The following is a 17987-nucleotide window of genomic DNA, read 5'->3' as shown; positions in this document are numbered from 1 at the left end:
CCATCACGCGATAAAGGCGAGCCATTCGTCCTCGTCCATCACCTGGACGCCGAGTTCCCTCGCCTTGTCGAGCTTGGAGCCGGCGCCCGGGCCGGCGACCACATAGTCGGTCTTCTTGGAGACCGAGCCGGCCACCTTGGCGCCAAGGCTTTCCGCCCTCGCCTTGGCCTCGTCGCGGGTGAATTTCTCGAGCGATCCGGTGAAGACCACCGTCTTGCCGGCGATCGGGCTGTTCGAGGCGACCGGCTTTTCGGCGGCCTGCGGCGTCACCTCTTCGCGAAGCCGGGTGATGACCTCGACATTGCGCGGCTCCTTGAAGAACTCGACGATGGCACGCGCCATCACCTCGCCGATGCCCTCGATATTGTTGAGATCGTCCCAGGCGTCGCCGGAAAGCTCGGCCGCATCGTCCATGGCCTTCGCAAACGCCTCGTAGGTGCCGTAGGCGCGCGCCAGCAGCTTGGCGGTGGTCTCGCCCACGTGGCGGATGCCGAGCGCGTAGATGAAGCGGTGCAGGGCGATCTCGCGCCGCTCGTCGATCGCATCGAACAGTTTCTTGACGCTGACTTTTCCGAAGCCCTCGATATTTTCGAGCTTGGTAAGCGTCGATCCCTCCTGCCGCCGCTTCAGCGTGAAAATATCCGGCGCGGTGCGGATCTTCAGCGCGTCGTCTTCCGCCTCGAAGAAGAAATCGATCTGCTTTGAGCCGAGGCCTTCGATATCGAAGGCGTTGCGCGACACGAAATGCTTGAGGTGCTCGGTCGCCTGCGCCCGGCAGACGAAACCGCCGGTGCAGCGGGTGACCGAATCGAGCTTGCCGGTCTTTTCGTTGCGCTCACGCACCGCATGGCTGTCGCAGACCGGGCAGCGCTTCGGGAATTCGTAAGGCACCGCTTCCTGAGGACGTTTCTCCATCACCACGTCGAGCACCTGCGGGATGACATCCCCTGCCCGCTGGACGATGACGGTGTCGCCGACGCGGATATCGTGGTCGAGCTCGCGGATCGGCTCGCCGGAATTGCCCAAGCCCTTGATATAGTCCTCGTTGTGGAGCGTCGCATTGGTGACGACCACGCCGCCGACGGTGACCGGCGTCAGCCGCGCGACCGGCGTCAGCGCGCCGGTGCGGCCGACCTGGATGTCGATCCGTTCCACATGGGTAAAGGCCTGCTCCGCCGGGAATTTATGCGCCGTCGCCCAGCGCGGAGACCGCGAGCGAAAGCCGAGCCGGGCCTGCAGATCGAGCCTGTCCACCTTGTAGACGACGCCATCGATCTCGTAGTCGAGATCCGGGCGCTTAAGGCCGATATCCTTGTAATGGGCGATGATGTCCTCGACCGCGTGCAGGCGTTTCATCAGCGGGTTGACCGGAAAGCCCCATTCCCTGAACTTTTCGACCATGCCCATCTGGGTGTCGGCCGGCATTTCGGACATCTCGCCCCAGGCATAGGCGAAGAATTTCAGGTTGCGGCTGGCGGTCACCTTGGCGTCGAGCTGGCGCAGTGACCCGGCCGCCGTGTTGCGCGGGTTGACATAGGTCTGCCTGCCTTCCGCCGCCATCTTCTCGTTGAGCGCCAGGAAGTCGCTTTTCGTCATATAGACCTCGCCGCGCACCTCGACGACATCGGGCACGCCCGCGGGCAGGCGGTTCGGGATCTCCTTGATGGTCTTGATGTTCTCGGTGACGTTCTCGCCGGTCGTACCGTCGCCGCGAGTCGCGGCATTCACCAGCCGGCCGTTCTCGTAGCGGATCGACATGGAAAGCCCATCGATCTTCGGCTCGGCGGTAAACGCGATCGAGCCGTCCGGCAGCTGGCCGAGGAAACGATAGACGGAAGAGACGAAGTCGCGCACGTCATCGTCCGAGAAGGTGTTGTCGAGCGACAGCATCGGCCGCGAATGGGTGATCGCCGCGAACGTCGGCAAGGGTGCCGCACCGACCCGGATCGACGGGCTGTCGGCGCGGATAAGCTGCGGGAACCGCTTCTCGATCGCATCGTTCCGCCGTTTCAGCGCGTCGTAATCGGCATCCGAAATCTGAGGCGCGTCATGGCCGTGATAGAGCTCGTCATTGCGGGCAATCTCCGCCGCCAGATAGGCCAGTTCGGCTGCGGCCTGTTCTTCGGTCAGGTTTTCGACGGGCGTCTGTTCGGCGGGCATGCGGGTCTACTCCTCGGGTAGCGAGGAGTCGTTTTGTAGCGCAAATTTCCCCAAGGGGAAGAGGATCACCCATCGCAAGGCGCCAAGAAACGTTGGAGACTGGCGATGCTATTGAAGTCATCACCAGTTGATGCTATTGAGGTCATCATGGCAAACGCAAAACTCCTGTTGAAAAGACGGCAGGAACGCACGCTACGATCATTCGTGGATCTCTCTGTTTTCGAAGTGCCGGCACCGCTCAAAGGCAGCGCACACAATTACAAATATCGGCTGGCCTATGTGGTCGATGACGTTTGCGTCATGCGATACGACAACGAGGCTGGAAAGGGAGATCACAGGCATATCGGTGCCGTCGAGGCACCGTATTCGTTTCGAAACGTATCGGCTTTGTTGCGGGATTTCTTCGCAGAAGTCGAAAGGATGGAGGCCGATGAAAACTCTTAGAATCAATATTGCATCGCAAGATGACATCATCGCCGACTTCGAAGCCGGCCGACATCTCGGAGAACCGGTCTACAGTTTTCCTACATGGGAAGCCCTGCACACAGCCCTGACCCCCAACCGGGTTGCGATTTTGGCGGCCATGAAAGACAAGGGCGGCATGACGATGCGGGAAGTGTCCCGGCTCGTAAAACGCGACTTCCGCCCCGTTCATGCCGACATTGCAGCACTGATTAAGATCGGGCTTCTCGATAGGGCTGAAGACGGCGTCATCTTTCCCTATGCCGACGTCCATATCGACATCTCGGATATCTCGAAGGCAGCTTAAACCCCGGACGCGCTTTTTCATTGGAAGGCAGCGGGAGGTCGGTACGCCGACGGGATTACATTCCGATCAGCCGTTGCCCGCCAGCAGCCGCTTGGCCGCCGCCCTCGCCTCGTCGGTCACCGATGCGCCGGCGAGCATGCGGGCGATCTCTTCGGTGCGGTGTTCCGGCTCCATGGTGGCGACGCGGGTGGCGATCTTGTCGGTGCCCTCGCCGGCGGGTCCCTTGGAGATCAGCAGATGCGTTGCGGCGCGTGCGGCCACCTGCGGCGCGTGGGTGACGGAAAGCACCTGCACCTTGTCCGACAGCCGTTTCAGCCGCTGGCCGATCGCATCGGCGACGGCACCGCCGACACCGGTATCGATTTCGTCGAAGACCAGCGTCGGAGCCGAGCCTCGGTCGGCGAGCGCCACCTTGAGCGCCAGGAGGAAACGCGACAGCTCACCGCCCGAAGCGACCTTCATGATCGGGCCGGGGCGCGTGCCGGGATTGGTTTGAACGTGGAACTCGACCGTATCGATGCCTTCGGCGCTCGCCGCTTCCGGATCGCTCGCCACATCGACCATGAAACGGGCCCGTTCGAGCTTCAGCGCCGGCAGTTCGGCCATCACGGCTTCGGCCAGCGCCTCGGCGCCATGCCGGCGCTTCTCGGACAGGATGGCGGCGGCTTGATCGTAGGCGGCCTTGGCAGCGGCGGTCAGCTTTTCCAGCTCGGCGAGCTTCTCCTCGCCGGCATCGAGATCGGCAAGGTCCGATATCATCTTTTCGGCAAGCGCCGGCAGGTCGGCGACCGGGATCGAATATTTGCGACCGGCGGCCCGGAGCGCAAACAGCCGCTCCTCGACCCGCTCCAGTTCGCGCGGATCGAATTCGGTGCGCCTCAGCGCCGCCTCGACTTCCATCTGGGCGTTGGAAAGGTAGTTCAACGCCTGATCGAGAAGCTCGACGGTTTCTTCAAGCAGGCCCGGCGCCTCATGGCTCTTGCGCTCCAGGCGCCGCACCAGCGAGGCGATCAGCGGCACGGGCGAGGCATTGCCATTGAGGAATTCGGAAGCTTCGGAAATGTCGCCGGCGATGCGTTCGGACTTCTGCATTCGCGAGCGCTGCTCGGCGAGCTCCTCCTCCTCGCCGTCACGCGGCGACAGCGCTTCCAGCTCTTCCACCGAGGCACGGATATAATCGGCTTCGCGGGCCGCGGCCTCGACCTTGGCGCGATGGGTCTTGAAGGCCCGATCCGCGTCCTTCCACGAGCGATAAAGGCCGGAAAGCTGCAGTACCTCGTCGCCGAGGCCCGTAAAGGCGTCGAGCAGCGTGCGGTGGGCGTCGGTATCGATCAGCGCCCGGTCGTCGTGCTGTCCGTGGATCTCGACCAGAAGCTGGCCGGCCTGGCGCATCAGCTGCACGCTGACCGGCTGGTCGTTGATGGAAGCACGGGTGCGCCCGTCGGCCGACTGGATGCGACGGAAGATCAGGTCGCCGTCGTCGTCGATGCCGTTGTCGCGCAGAAGTTTTCGGGCGCCGTGGCTGCCGGACACGTCGAAGACGGCCGTCACCTGGCCCTTGTCCTCGCCATGGCGCACCAGGTCGCCGTCACCGCGACCGCCGAGCGCCAGCGAAAGGCTGTCGAGAAGGATCGATTTGCCGGCGCCGGTTTCGCCGGTCAGCACGGAAAGGCCGGTCTCGAAGGCAAGATCCAGCCGCTCGATCAGAACGATATCGCGGATCGATAACTGGATCAGCATGTCTCAGACCTTAAGCGCCGATCAGCTTGGCCCCGGCGCGGGAAATCCACGAACCGCGATTCTCGCGCGGTTCGACGCCGTTGCCCTTCAGCAGCTTGAAGGAGTCCGCATACCACTGGCTGTCGGGATAATTGCGCCCGAGGACAGCGGCAGCGGTCTGCGCCTCTTCCGTGATGCCCATCGCATAGTAGGCCTCGGTCAGGCGTGCCAGCGCCTCTTCCACCTGATTGGTGTTGGGGTACTGCTCGACCACGTTGCGGAAGCGCTGGATCGCGGCAAGATATTCCTTGCGCTCCAGATAATAGCGGCCGATCTGCATTTCCTTGCCGGCGAGCTGGTCGCGCGCGAAGCGGATCTTCGCCTGCGCATCCTCGACATATTCCGAGGTCGGATAATTGGTCACGACCTTGTTCATCGCATCGATGGTGCGCACGGCAGCGCGCTGGTCCTGGGTCACGTCGGCGATCTGCTTGGAGTAAGCGAGGCCGACGAGATACTGGACATAGGCCGAATCCTGCGATTGCGGATACTGGCTCATGTAGCGGTTGCCGGTGGCCACCGCCTCGTCGTTGCGGCCGAGCCGGTACTTGGTGAATGTGCTCATGACGAGCGCCTTGCGGCCCCATTCAGTGAAGGGATTCTGGCGGTCGATCGAATCGAACTTGCGGCCTGCTTCGGCAAGGTTGCCTGCCTTCATGTTGGCGAGACCCTGGTTGTAGAGCGTCTCCGGCGCATCCGTTTCGAGACCGAGCTTGGTGATGTCAATATCGGGATCCGACTGGCAGGCGGTCATGCCAAAGCCGGCGCCGGCCAGCACCAGCGACACAAGCGCTACTCTTGCCGTCTTACGCATTCCAACAGACCTTACATGGTTCATTCGAGAATTCCTGATCGTCCCGCGCCTGAAAAGCCCGCTGCCCAAGCAGGCCGTTCTAGCCATAAAAGCAAAGGGAGAGCAACGCAATGCTGTGGCATTAATGCATTTTTGTGGCACGTCGCCGCAATACGGCATTTCAAGGTTAAATCGGAACCCTGTCCCCAAAAAAGAAAAAGGCCGCTTCCGGAGAAGCGGCCGAGTCGACTGGGTCAACTTTATCAGGCAAACCAGGACGTAAGTTCCGGCACGTTGACCGGTACGAACTCCCCTGCCCGCACGCGGGCCGCACGCGACGACGGAGCCTCGACGACCTCATAAGCCGTCGGATCGCTCATCAGCGCCTTCAGCGCATTGGCATTCATCTTGTGGCCGCCGCGATAGGAGCGGTAGCAGCCGATGAACTGGGCGCCGGCAAGCGCCAGGTCGCCGACGGCATCGAGCGTCTTGTGGCGCACGAACTCGTCCTTGTAACGAAGGCCCTCGACATTGACGATCGTGTCGTCGTCCGAGATGACGACCGAATTTTCGAGCGAGGAACCGAGTGCGTAGCCGGCAGCCCAGAGACGCTCCACGTCGCGCATGAAGCCGAAGGTGCGGGCACGGGAGAGTTCCTGCTTGAAGGTCTCGGCGGTCAGGTCGCCCTTCCAGGTCTGGCGGCCGATCAGCGGCGAAGAGAAATCGATCTCGACCTCGAAACGGGTGCCGTCATAGGGGCGGAACTCCGACCAGGAAGCGCCGGAGTCGATGCGGACCGGCTTCAGGACACGGATGTAGCGGCGCTTGATGCCGAGATTGACGATGCCGGCCTGCTCGATCGCTTCGATGAACGGATAGGAACTGCCGTCCATGATCGGCATCTCGCCGCTATCGACTTCGACCATAAGGTTGTCGACGCCGAGCGCGTAAATCGCGGCCATTACGTGTTCGATCGTCGCGACGGAACGGGAAAGCGAAGTGCCGAGAACGGTGCAGAGATCGGTATTGCCGACCTGGGAGGAAACGGCCCGATATTCGACCGAGCTGCCGTCGTCCAGAAGACGCGTGAAGATTACGCCGGTGCCAGCTTCGGCAGGCTGAAAAGTAAGGCTGACGGGGGCTCCGGAATGAACGCCAATGCCCTTCAGGGTTACCGGGGAGGCGATGGTGGTCTGGAAACCGAACAGTCCGATAGTCATTCCTGCTGCCTTCTTTTCGCCGGATCCGTAAAGCAAAAGGATCCGATATTCTTAACGCCTGCCGGACCGATCGCCTGAATCGGTCGATCTCTGTCGGCGTGTCTTAGCGTCTTTCATACGCAGCCATCCGGCACAATCCAAATCACTGTTCATTTCGGATTGTTACGTTGTTAACTCTACGTCTTGATTGATAAAACGAGCGAAGGCCCGGATGCGTGATCCGGGCCTTCTTCACGTTTCGTGACCGTCTTTAACTCAGTTCGACTGGCGGCGCAGGAAGGCCGGAATTTCGAGCTGATCTTCCTCGTGATGGGCCTGCGGAACCGCACGTCCATGATCGTCGAGATTGCCGCGGCGCGGCGCATAGAGGCTTGCCTCGGCCGACAGCGGACGACGCTGCTGCGGGGCCGGAGCCGGTGCGGCCGGCTCGATGTGAGCAGGCTCTTCCTCTTCGCGGCGGCCGAGCGAGTTGGTGATCCGCTTCAAGAGACCCATCGGGCCGCGTTCTTCCTGCACATGGCTCACCGGCTGGGCGCGACGATCCATTTCGGCCTTCACGACCGGCGGGAAATCCTCGACCTTCGGCATGCGAACCGGTTCGACCACCTGCGACATCGGCTCGCGGTAGACCGGCTGCGCCGGGCGCGGAGCCGGCTGGCTCATCGCCGGAGCGGGTTGCTGCGCGTGATGATGAACCGGGGCTGGCTGCGGGGCCGGAGCCGGGCGGCTCATGACCGGGGCCGGTGCTTCGGCCGGAGCAGCTGCGAAGATGCGGCTCTGCGGGCGGAACTCCTCCTGCTGATGCATGACCGGCTGCGGAGCGACCGGCTGAGGTGCCGCATGCTGGTGCTGCGGTTCAGCAATAGCGAGTTCGCGTTCCATTTCGGCTTCCGCCATGCGGATCGTCTCGGCGATCGGATCGACGACCGGCTTCGGAGCCGGGGCTGCCTGCATGACCGGAGCCGGCTGAGCAGCAACAGGCGCCGGAGCAATGGCAGCCGACGGGCGGATGATCGGCTTGGCAGCGGCGCGCATTTCGGCGGCGCGGATGTCGACGGCGCCGGCGGCGCGATCGATGCCGGTCGCCACGACCGATACGCGGATCAGGCCTTCGAGCGCTTCGTCGAAGGTCGCGCCGAGGATGATGTTCGCATCCGGATCGACTTCTTCGCGAATGCGGGTCGCAGCTTCATCGACTTCGAACAGCGTCAGGTCACGGCCGCCGGTGATCGAGATCAACAGCCCTTGAGCGCCCTTCATCGAAGTCTCGTCGAGCAGCGGGTTGGCGATCGCGGCTTCTGCGGCCTGCATGGCGCGGCCCGGGCCGGATGCTTCGCCGGTACCCATCATCGCGCGACCCATCTCGCGCATCACCGAGCGGACGTCGGCGAAGTCGAGGTTGATCAGGCCTTCCTTGACCATCAGGTCGGTGATGCAGGCGACGCCGGAATAGAGAACCTGGTCGGCCATCGCGAACGCGTCGGCGAAGGTCGTCTTGTCATTGGCGATGCGGAAGAGGTTCTGGTTCGGAATGACGATCAGCGTGTCGACAGACTTCTGCAGTTCCTGGATGCCGGATTCCGCAAGCCGCATGCGGCGCTGGCCTTCGAAATGGAACGGCTTGGTGACGACGCCGACGGTCAGGATGCCCTTGGAGCGGGCGGCCTGCGCGACGACCGGCGCGGCACCCGTGCCGGTGCCGCCGCCCATGCCGGCGGTGACGAAGCACATGTGCGTGCCATGCAGGTGATCGACGATCTCGTCGAGGCATTCTTCCGCGGCGGCGCGGCCGACTTCCGGCTGCGAACCGGCGCCGAGACCTTCGGTGACCCGAGCGCCCATCTGGATGATGCGTTCGGCCTTGGTCATGGTCAGCGCCTGGGCATCGGTATTGGCGACGACGAAATCGACGCCTTCGAGGCCGGCTGTGATCATGTTATTGACGGCGTTACCGCCGCCGCCACCGACGCCAAACACGGTAATCCGAGGCTTCAACTCGGTGATATCAGGCTTTTGCAGCTTGATGGTCATTGCACCAGTTCCTTCTTTTGCTGGCCGCATCGCCGCCGGCCAATTCATTGCAACTCTTCTCCGATACGCGGGCCGAAGCCCCTCGCATCAAAAACTTTCCTTCAACCACTGGCCCACGCGGGCCAGCCTGCCATTGCCGCTTCCCAGCGTGGCCATCAGGCCGCTCTGCGAAGCGTGTGTTTCGAGATCCGCGACCTGCGGATAGATCATCAGCCCGACTGCCGTCGAAAAGGCCGGTCCCTTGGCTGCCGTCGGCAGGCCGGAGACGCCCATCGGACGGCCGATGCGGACATTGCGCGCCAGGATGCGGCGCGCCGTTTCCGAAAGGCCGGTAAGCTGGCTGGCACCACCCGTCAGCACCACGCGCTTGCCGACGATCGGGCTAAAACCCGACTTCTGGATGCGGTCACGGATGAGCTCGAGCGTCTCTTCGATGCGCGCCTGTACGATGCGGGTGACCAGCGAACGCGGCACCTGGGTCGGCTGATCGCGATCGTCCTCGCCGATCGGCGGAACGGAGATCACATCCCGCTCGTCGCCACCGTTGGCGAGCGCCGAACCGTGAACGACCTTCATGCGTTCCGCATCCTCGATGCGGGTCGAAAGCCCGCGGGCAAGGTCGGTGGTCACGTGATGACCGCCAAGGCTGATCGCATCCGTATGGACGAGCTTCCCCTCGGCAAAGACCGAGATCGTCGTCGTGCCGCCGCCCATGTCGATCGCAGCGCAGCCGAGTTCGACTTCGTCGTCGACGAGGGCCGCAAGGCCGCTCGCATAAGGCGTTGCAACCATACCTTCGACCGAGAGATGCGCACGGTTGACGCAGAGTTCGAGGTTCTTCAGCGTGGCGCGCTCAGCGGCCACGACATGCATGTCGACACCAAGTGTGTCGCCGAACATCGCCAGCGGATCGCGGATGCCGCGTTCGCCGTCGAGCGAGAAACCGGTCGGAAGCGAGTGCAGGATGGCGCGATCCTGGCGCAGCGACTGCTGGCTTGCCGCCACCAGCACCTTCTTGAGATCGGCCTCTTCCACTTCCTGGCCGCCGAGATCGATCGTCGCCGTATAGACGTCGCTGGTGATGCGGCCGGCGGAGACGTTGACGATCAGGCTGTCGACGGTAAGCCCCGCCATACGCTCGGCGGCATCGACCGCGAGGCGAACGACGCTTTCCGCGGCATCGAGATCGCCGATCACGCCGGACTTCACACCGCGCGAGCGCTGGTGGCCGATGCCGATGATCTCAATATTGTGGGTGCGGCCGGGCAGAACCTGGCTTTCCTGGCGCGGCGTCAGCCGGGCGATCATGCAGACCACCTTGGTTGAGCCGATATCGAGGACGGAAACGACGTGGCTGCGCTTGGAAGACAGCGGCTTCATGCGCGGCAGACCGAAATGGGAAGAACCGAATACGCTCAAGACTGCTCTCCCAGTTTCTTCAAGGCCTTTGTCCGCGCATCGAGCGCCTCTTTGCGGCGATCCATGGCACCGGGAGTGAGCTGAATGGTGGTGCGATCCTCAAGCCTCAGGTCGACACCGGCGACATCGCGCTCCAGCAAGCCCTGCTCCTTTTCGAGCCGTGCGAGCACGCGCAGCGCCTTGGCGACGTTGGCTTCCGGCAACTTCAGCACGACGCCGTTGTCGAGATGCAGATCCCAGCGGCGACCGGCAATGCGAACATAGGCCTTCACACGATTTTTCAGCTCCGGCCAGCCGGCCATGGCGTCCTCGAAGGAGGATGCGGCCGTCTCGGCATCGCGGCCGACGAAGAGCGGCAGCGAGGCGAACTTGTTGTCACGCAACGGCGCGATCACGCTGCCGTTCTTTTCGATCAGCGAGAGTTCGGCGCCGTGCTGCCAGATGCCGAAGGCCTGACGTTCCTTCAGCATCACCTCGATCGTCTTCGGATAAATCTTGCGAACTTCCGCATACTGGACCCAGGGAAGCGCCGAGAGCTTGCGGCGGGCGGAATCAATGTCGAGAGCGACCAGCGAGGTCGTGCCGTCGAGGCCAAGAAGCTGCAGAATGTCGATTTCGGAAGTCTGGTCATTGCCCGAGACGCGCACATCCTCGATCGCAAAGCCGACAGCCGCCGTCGTTGCCTGGGCGACCGTCTGGCCGTGACCGCCGAGCGACATGCCGTAAAGGCCGACTACCGCGAAGAAGCCTGCAGCGGAAACGGTTCCCGTATGGGGCGGGATATGGATGCGGCCGGTGGCGAGACTGACGCAGAAGCGGAACACCCGGCGAAGCGGGCGCGGAAGAACCCGGCGCTCTTCGGCACCGAGATAATGAGCCTGAGAACGGCCTCGCGGTCCACCCGCTTTTCTGCCGATCAACGCAAACACGTAGCGTCCTCCACCATCCAACGGACGAGTTCACCAAATGAGTGACCGGCATGGCCGGCCATTTCGGGCACCAGTGATGTCGGGGTCATGCCCGGCTGCGTGTTGATTTCCAGCCAGATAACCTCGCCGTTCTCGGAGAACCGGTCGTCGTAGCGAAAGTCGGAGCGACTGACGCCACGGCAGCCCATCGCCTGATGCGCCTTAAGCGCTAGTGTTTGAATCTTTTGGTAAACATTCGGTGAAATTTGCGCCGGAATGACGTGTTTCGAACCACCCTCCGCATATTTCGCATCGTAATCGTAAAAGGCGTGGCTGAGCGGCACCACTTCGGTGACGCCAAGCGCCACATCGCCCATCACGCCGCAGGTCAGTTCGCGGCCATAGATATAGCGCTCGACCAGAACACGATCGCCGTAACGCCATTCGGCCGAACCGATGATCTGCGGCGGATGCGATTGATTTTCCTGGACGATCACGACGCCGAAGGACGAGCCTTCGCGAACCGGCTTCACCACATAGGGCGGCTTTATCGGATGGGCGTTACCGATATCGAAGCGGCTCATGGCCTTGGCTTCGGCGACGGGAATGCCGGATGCCTTGGCGACGTGCTTGGCCTGATGCTTATCCATGGCGAGCGCCGAGGCAAGCACGCCGGAATGGGTGTAGGGTATCTCGAGGTATTCGAGAATGCCCTGGATCGTTCCGTCTTCACCGAAAGGTCCGTGCAAGGCATTGAAGGCTACGTCCGGCCGAAGCTCCGAGAGAACGGCCGCGACATCTCGGCCGACATCGACGCGGGTGACGCGATAGCCTTCACCTTCGAGAGCATCCGCACAGGCAGTGCCCGAGGACAGGCTGACAGGCCGCTCGGAGGAAAATCCTCCCATCAAAACAGCCACGTGCTTGTCGCTCATCAATCACTCCCGCCAAAAAGGACTACACTCTCTAGTACGGCGCTTGCGCCAACCTGTTCTCTGACGATTCTCGCCGGACGTTAGGCATGCCTGCATTAGTGCCCGAATATAGTTAACAAACCGTTTACCTTGATTAACCCGGGTAGCCAAAAGCATGAAAACAAAGGAAAAATCGAATCGCTGGATGTTAACGCCCAGTTTGCGGCAACATTCGGAACGGCAATAAAAGGAGGGTCGAGCCTCTCGAATCGGACGGCGATTCCTGAAAGTTCGAGGCACGGAAAAGCCCGCGAAGCGTGCGGCTTCGCGGGCTCTCTTACCGGGAAGAAAAGATCAGGCCGCGGCCCGCTCTTCCGAATCGTCCACCAGCTTCCACGCCAGCGCGCCGAGGATGGCGCCTACGATCGGGGCAACCCAGAAAAGCCAAAGCTGTGCGACAGCCCAGTCCCCGACGATCAGCGCGACGCCGGTCGAACGTGCTGGATTGACGGACGTGTTGGTGACAGGGATCGAGATCAGATGGATCAGCGTCAGCGCAAGGCCGATTGCGATCGGAGCAAACCCGGCCGGCGCCTTCGGTCCGGTCGCGCCCAGAATGATGAAGATGAAGAAACCGGTGAGAACCAGTTCTATCAACAGCGCGGAGGTCAACGAATAACCGCCGGGCGAATGCTCGCCATAGCCGTTGGACGCAAAGCCGCCGAGCTGGAAACCAGCCTTGCCGGAGGCGATGAGATAGAGAACCAGGGCAGCAACGACCGCTCCTACCACTTGAGCGATGACGTAAGGCAGCAGGCTCGATGCCGGGAACCTGCCCGCCACCGTCAGTCCCACCGATACCGCCGGATTGAAATGCCCGCCGGAAATGCCGCCGACCGCATAAGCCATGGTCAGCACCGTCAGGCCGAACGCGAGCGCTACGCCGACGAAGCCGATACCGAGATCCGGAAATGCAGCAGCCAGAACCGCGCTGCCGCATCCACCGAAGACAAGCCAGAAAGTGCCGAAAAACTCGGCTGCTAATTTTTTAAACATCGGATATCCCCCTGCTCGTGCCCCCGGCACCCTGCCGGTTCTTGGCACGAATCTCATTCAAACAGGGGTATTATGCAATATACTCTCATGAATGCTCAATGAATAAGCATCTCGTGAAATATCCAAGGTTGCACCGGCGTCACCGGCGCTATCCAACTGAATCAAAACACGAGATGACCGCTGCAACGTCTTAAATTTACAAGACAACCCGCCAACCGGGGGCCTTTGCCTCACCCCGGTCGAGTACCGTCATTCGCTTGTCATGCCCTGGAAGGGTCTCACCTCGCGGCCGGGCATGAAGATGCCGAGGCGCTTGATTTCCCATTCGAGCTTGACGTCGGAATGTTCAAAGACCCGCTGGCGAATGGTCTCGCCGAGATATTCGAGGTCGTAGCCGCTGGCATAACCGATATTGATCATGAAGTTGCAATGGAGCGACGACATCTGTGCTCCGCCGCTGACCAGCCCGCGGCAGCCTGCCTCGTCGATCAGCTTCCACGCGGAATGGCCTTCCGGGTTCTTGAAGGTCGAGCCGCCGGTCTTTTCCTTGATCGGCTGCACCGTCTCCCGATGCTGACGCACGGCATCCATCTCGGCGCGAATCTTTGCCCGCTCCTCGGGATATCCTTCGAAGACCGCGTGGGTAAAGATCATGTCCGCCGGGACCGAGGAATGGCGATAGCTGTAGCCCATCTCGGCAGTCGAGAAGACATGCGTGCCGCCCTTGCGGTCGACGGCATGCACTTCGACTACGCGCCCGGCCGTCTCGCCGCCATTGGCGCCGGCATTCATGCGCAGAGCGCCGCCGATCGAGCCGGGGATGCCGTAATAGAAGGCGAAACCGCCGATGCCGTTGTCCATCGCCATTGCGGCAATGTGCTTGTCGGGGCAGATCGCGCCGGCCTTGATGCGGTTGTCACCGACGAGATCGACCCCGCCGAAACCCTTGGCCGAGAGACGCAGAACGACACCGGGAATGCCTCCGTCGCGGACCAGCAGGTTCGAACCGACGCCGACCACCGTCAGCGGCACCTCTTCCGGCAGGATCTGCAGGAAAGTCACGAGATCGTCGACGTCATGGGGCTGGAACATCAGTTCGGCGAGCCCGCCGGCCTGGAACCAGGTAACGCGATCCATCGGCGCGTCCGGCGTCAGCCTTCCGCGCAGTTTGTTGACGTCATCCCCCAACGACGCCAGAAGCTTTTCCCCGTTCACCTGTTTCATTTCCTACTGTCCCGATATGCTTTCCAGTTCCTTCGGCAACGCCGCGGCCCACTGTGTGATATTGCCCGCTCCCAGAAGAACCACGAAATCACCCGGCTTCGCAATGCCCGATACAATCGAAGCGAGTTCTGTCGGCGACGCCATGTATCTTGCGTCGCGATGGCCGCCCGAACGGATGCGCGAAATCAGCGTTTCAGAATTGGCACCTTCGATCGGCTCCTCGCCGGCGGCGTAGACCGGCGCCAGGATGATGCTGTCGGCATCGTTGAAGCAATTGGCAAAATCCTCGAAGAGGCTCGACAGACGCGTGTAACGATGCGGCTGGTGCACCGCGATGATGCGGCCCTGGCACGATTCGCGGGCAGCCCGCAGCACGGCCTTGATCTCCACCGGATGGTGACCGTAGTCGTCGAAGATCGAAACGCCGTTCCATGTCCCCGTCAGGGTAAAGCGCCGCTTGACGCCGCTGAAATTGGCGAGCCCCTTGCGGATATCCTCTTCCGAAATGCCGAGCCGGTTGGCGACGGCGATCGCGGCGGTGGCGTTGGAAATGTTGTGGCGCCCGGGCATCGGCAGCGCAAGATCCTTGAACTGGAACACCCGGCCCGTGCGGCGACGGCGAATTTCCACGTCGAAGATCGACTTGGTGCCTTCCATGCGGACACTCGAGAAACGCGCATCCGCCTGGGGGTTTTCGCCATAGGTGACGATCTTGCGGTCCTCGATGCGGCCGACCAGCGCCTGCACTTCCGGATGATCCAGGCAGAGCACGCCGAACCCGTAAAAAGGCACGTTCTCGACGAACTGCCGGAAGGCGGCGCGTACCGCGTCGAAATTGCCGTAATGGTCGAGATGCTCGGGATCGATATTGGTGACGACGGCGACGTCGGCAGGCAGCTTCAGGAAGGTGCCGTCCGATTCGTCGGCCTCGACCACCATCCACTCGCCCTCACCCATGCGGGCATTGGTGCCGTAGGCGTTGATGATGCCGCCGTTGATGACGGTCGGGTCGAGGCTGCCTGCCTCCAGCAGCGCCGCGACCATCGAGGTCGTAGTGGTCTTGCCATGTGTGCCGCCGATGGCGATCGCATTGCGGAAGCGCATCAGCTCGGCGAGCATTTCGGCGCGGCGCACGATCGGCAGCGATTTTTCGCGCGCGGCCATCAGCTCCGGATTGTTCTTCTTGATCGCGGTCGAGACGACGACCACCTCGGAATCGCCGATATTCTCGGCCTGGTGGCCGACGAAGACCGGGATGCCCTTGTCGCGCAGGCGCTGGACATTTGCACCGTCGGCCTGGTCGGATCCCTGGACCTTGTGGCCGAGATTATGCAGCACCTCGGCGATACCGCTCATGCCGATACCGCCGATGCCGATGAAATGAACGAGCCCTATGGCCTTCGGCATCTTCATGCACGCACTCCCTTAAATTCCGAAATTGATTTCCGCTCCGCGATCGCCACGACCAGATCCGCAAGCTGGCCGGTCGCATTCGGCCGTCCGGCGGACCTGGCGGCCGCTGCCATTCTTTCGAGCTTATCCGGATCCTTCATCGCACCCGAAATGATCGCGGCAAGCTTTTCCGGCGACAGATCCGACTGCTGCACGACCTTTGCGCCGCCGGTCGCCACCAGCGCCTCGGCATTGGCTGCCTGGTCGTGATCCAGAGCATGTGGGTAAGGCACGAGAATGGCCGGCCGGCCGATCACCGCGATTTCCGACACAGTGGAGGCACCGGAGCGGCAGATGACCAGATGTGCCGTCGCCAGCCGTTCGGCCATGTCCGAGAAGAACGACGAGATATCGGCGGGTGCCTTGAGCTTTGCAAAGCAGGAGCTGACCCGATCCTTGTCTTCCGGGCGCGCCTGCTGGGTAACGACGACACGATCGCGCTCGGCCTGGTCGAGCAGGCTGAGCGCCGTCGGCACGGCCGACGAGAAGAACTGCGCGCCCTGGCTGCCGCCGAACACGACCAGCCGGAACGGATCGTCGCCGCGAGAGGCGACATAGGGAATATTGGAGGCCGCAAGCACGGCCGGACGCACCGGATTGCCCGTCGTGACGGTCTTGTCCGCATAAGGACCACTGCCCTCCTGCAGGAAACCGCCGGCGATCGCCTGGACCTTGGCGGCCAACGCCTTGTTGGCGCGGCCCATCACGGCGTTCTGTTCATGGATCATCGTTGGCACGCCCATGGCGGTCGAAGCCATCAGCGGCGGCACGGTCGGGTAGCCGCCGAAGCCGACCACGGCAAGCGGCTTCAGGCGGCCGATCAGGCGGCGCGCAGCCCGCAGGCCCGTCCACAGCTTCCAGCCGGTGCGGGCGAGCGCGATCGGGTTCTTGGATCCGAACGTGGCGGACGGAACGACATGGATTTCGTCGGCGGGAAACGTGCCGGCATAACGCTCCGCCCGGCTGTCGGTGACGAGATGCACGGAATAACCCCGCGCCTTCAGTTCGTGTCCCAGCGCTTCCGCCGGAAACACATGACCGCCGGTTCCCCCGGCGGCAAGCAATATGATGCCCTTGGTCATTCGACTTTTACTCCGCGGGTACGCTCTGGGCGACCCGGAACAGGCTCCGCTCTTGCGCTCGCTTCTCCGGACGATGGCGGGTCAGCGCCAGGATGAAGCCTGCAGTGATGCAGATCGCGATCATCGAGGAGCCGCCATAGGAGATCAAGGGGAGCGTCATGCCCTTGGCCGGCATGAGTTCGAGATTGACGCCGATATTGATGAGCGACTGCATGCCGATCTGCAGCACGAGGCCAGCGACCGCGAACCGGTTGAAGTCGTTGCGCTCCTTGAAGGCGTGGTTCAGGCCGCGCAGCACGATGAAGGCGAAGATCGCCACCAGTGCCATACAGAAGATAATGCCGAATTCTTCCGCTGCAACGGAGAACACGAAGTCCGTGTGGCTGTCCGGCAGGATGCGCTTGACGATGCCTTCGCCCGGCCCCTGCCCGAACCAGCCGCCCTGCAGGATCGCTTCGTGCGCCGTCTCGATCTGGAAGCGGTCGCCCTCCCCGGTCAGGAACTTGTCGAAACGGGCGGTCACGTGCGGCAGCATGTAATAGGCGGTGACGATGCCGCCGGCACCGACGCCGCCGAGCAGCACGATCCACAGCCAGGGCATGCCGGCCATGAAGAACATGCCCCCCCAGACGACGCTGGTCAAAATCGTCTGGCCAAGGTCGGGCTGGGCGACGAGCAGTGCCGCGACGATGCCGAAAAGGATGATGGCGAAGAGATTGCCGGGGATTTCCGGCTGCCGCGCGTGCTCGGCAAACAGCCAGGCGCAGACGACGACGAAGGCCGGTTTCATGAATTCCGACGGCTGGATCGAGAACATTCCGACGCCGATCCAGCGCCGCGATCCCTTGACCTCGACGCCGAAGAACAGCGCCAGCACCATCAGCGTCAGCGAGATGATCAAGAGGACGATCGCGGTCCGCCGCACCTGCCGCGGCGTCAGGAAGGACAGGCCGACCATCACCACCAGCGACGGCAGCAGGAACAGCGCGTGACGCTCGACGAAATGGAAGCTGTTGAGGCCGATACGCTCGGCGACCGCCGGCGATGCCGCGAAGGAGAGCATGAAACCGACGCCCATCAACAAAACGAAGGCGACGAGGAAGAAACGGTCGATCGTCCAGAACCAGTCTGCGAGCGGCCCACGGTCTGCGCGGCTTACCATCTGTCGTTCCCCTTTTCC

General features: G+C 62.5%; 15 protein-coding genes. 2 read left to right on the top strand and 13 right to left on the bottom strand.

Going from position 1 to position 17987, the window contains the following annotated elements; genetic code table 11:
* Positions 1 to 3: 3 nt before the first annotated feature.
* A complete protein-coding gene (gene ligA / locus C5J24_RS03630) occupies positions 4 to 2160 on the bottom strand; it encodes an NAD-dependent DNA ligase LigA (RefSeq protein WP_105415663.1) in 2157 nt (718 codons plus the stop codon).
* A 105-nt stretch (positions 2161 to 2265) separates the two neighbouring features.
* On the opposite strand from ligA, the gene C5J24_RS03625 reads away from it, so the two are divergent.
* Together C5J24_RS03625 and C5J24_RS03620 are read left to right on the top strand one after the other, a co-directional pair.
* Positions 2266 to 2604 (top strand): DUF6516 family protein, encoded by a 339-nt coding sequence (locus C5J24_RS03625; RefSeq protein WP_371673647.1) that lies wholly within the window; start codon positions 2266 to 2268, stop codon positions 2602 to 2604.
* Positions 2591 to 2929 carry a hypothetical protein gene (locus tag C5J24_RS03620; protein WP_105415661.1) on the top strand — a complete coding sequence of 113 codons (339 nt, stop codon included), beginning with the start codon at positions 2591 to 2593 and terminating at the stop codon, positions 2927 to 2929. The genes C5J24_RS03625 and C5J24_RS03620 overlap by 14 nt, the downstream gene beginning before the upstream one ends.
* A gap of 66 nt (positions 2930 to 2995) precedes the next feature.
* Here C5J24_RS03620 and recN read toward each other — a convergent pair whose 3' ends face one another.
* From recN to ftsW, 12 genes are all read right to left on the bottom strand, one after another.
* Complete coding sequence (gene recN, locus C5J24_RS03615; protein WP_105415659.1) at positions 2996 to 4669, bottom strand: DNA repair protein RecN; 1674 nt, start codon at positions 4667 to 4669, stop codon at positions 2996 to 2998.
* Between the two features lie 10 nt (positions 4670 to 4679).
* Positions 4680 to 5522: an outer membrane protein assembly factor BamD gene (locus C5J24_RS03610; RefSeq protein WP_105400782.1), complete on the bottom strand. Its 843-nt coding sequence runs from the start codon at positions 5520 to 5522 to the stop codon at positions 4680 to 4682.
* A gap of 242 nt (positions 5523 to 5764) precedes the next feature.
* Positions 5765 to 6721, bottom strand: coding sequence for a UDP-3-O-acyl-N-acetylglucosamine deacetylase (gene lpxC / locus C5J24_RS03605; RefSeq protein ID WP_105415657.1), 957 nt, complete (start codon positions 6719 to 6721; stop codon positions 5765 to 5767).
* A 255-nt stretch (positions 6722 to 6976) separates the two neighbouring features.
* Positions 6977 to 8752 (bottom strand): cell division protein FtsZ, encoded by a 1776-nt coding sequence (ftsZ, locus tag C5J24_RS03600; protein ID WP_105416617.1) that lies wholly within the window; start codon positions 8750 to 8752, stop codon positions 6977 to 6979.
* Between the two features lie 87 nt (positions 8753 to 8839).
* On the bottom strand, positions 8840 to 10171 hold the full coding sequence (gene ftsA / locus C5J24_RS03595; protein WP_046633535.1) for a cell division protein FtsA: 1332 nt from the start codon (positions 10169 to 10171) through the stop codon (positions 8840 to 8842).
* Positions 10168 to 11100, bottom strand: a complete 933-nt coding sequence (locus tag C5J24_RS03590) for a cell division protein FtsQ/DivIB (RefSeq protein WP_105415655.1) — start codon at positions 11098 to 11100, stop codon at positions 10168 to 10170. Before C5J24_RS03590 ends, ftsA begins: the two co-directional genes overlap by 4 nt.
* Entirely contained in the window at positions 11088 to 12014 is a 927-nt protein-coding gene (locus tag C5J24_RS03585) for a D-alanine--D-alanine ligase (RefSeq protein WP_105415653.1), read from the bottom strand. Before C5J24_RS03585 ends, C5J24_RS03590 begins: the two co-directional genes overlap by 13 nt.
* 333 nt (positions 12015 to 12347) lie before the next feature.
* Positions 12348 to 13049, bottom strand: a complete 702-nt coding sequence (aqpZ, locus tag C5J24_RS03580; protein ID WP_105415652.1) for an aquaporin Z — start codon at positions 13047 to 13049, stop codon at positions 12348 to 12350.
* A 249-nt stretch (positions 13050 to 13298) separates the two neighbouring features.
* The gene (gene murB, locus C5J24_RS03575; protein WP_105415649.1) at positions 13299 to 14273 is read right to left on the bottom strand and encodes a UDP-N-acetylmuramate dehydrogenase; all 975 of its coding nucleotides are present in this window, start codon (positions 14271 to 14273) and stop codon (positions 13299 to 13301) included.
* A gap of 3 nt (positions 14274 to 14276) precedes the next feature.
* Positions 14277 to 15686 (bottom strand): UDP-N-acetylmuramate--L-alanine ligase, encoded by a 1410-nt coding sequence (murC, locus tag C5J24_RS03570; RefSeq protein ID WP_105415647.1) that lies wholly within the window; start codon positions 15684 to 15686, stop codon positions 14277 to 14279.
* A complete protein-coding gene (murG, locus tag C5J24_RS03565) occupies positions 15683 to 16807 on the bottom strand; it encodes an undecaprenyldiphospho-muramoylpentapeptide beta-N-acetylglucosaminyltransferase (RefSeq protein ID WP_105415645.1) in 1125 nt (374 codons plus the stop codon). The genes murC and murG overlap by 4 nt, the downstream gene beginning before the upstream one ends.
* 7 nt (positions 16808 to 16814) lie before the next feature.
* Entirely contained in the window at positions 16815 to 17969 is a 1155-nt protein-coding gene (gene ftsW, locus C5J24_RS03560) for a putative lipid II flippase FtsW (RefSeq protein WP_105415643.1), read from the bottom strand.
* Between the last annotated feature and the right edge of the window lie 18 nt (positions 17970 to 17987).

The organism is Neorhizobium sp. T25_27, assembly GCF_002968565.1.
Taxonomy (GTDB): Bacteria; Pseudomonadota; Alphaproteobacteria; order Rhizobiales; family Rhizobiaceae; genus Neorhizobium; species Neorhizobium tomejilense.
Note: the sequence above shows the minus strand (reverse complement) of the source record. Positions and strands in the feature narration are given on the sequence as shown.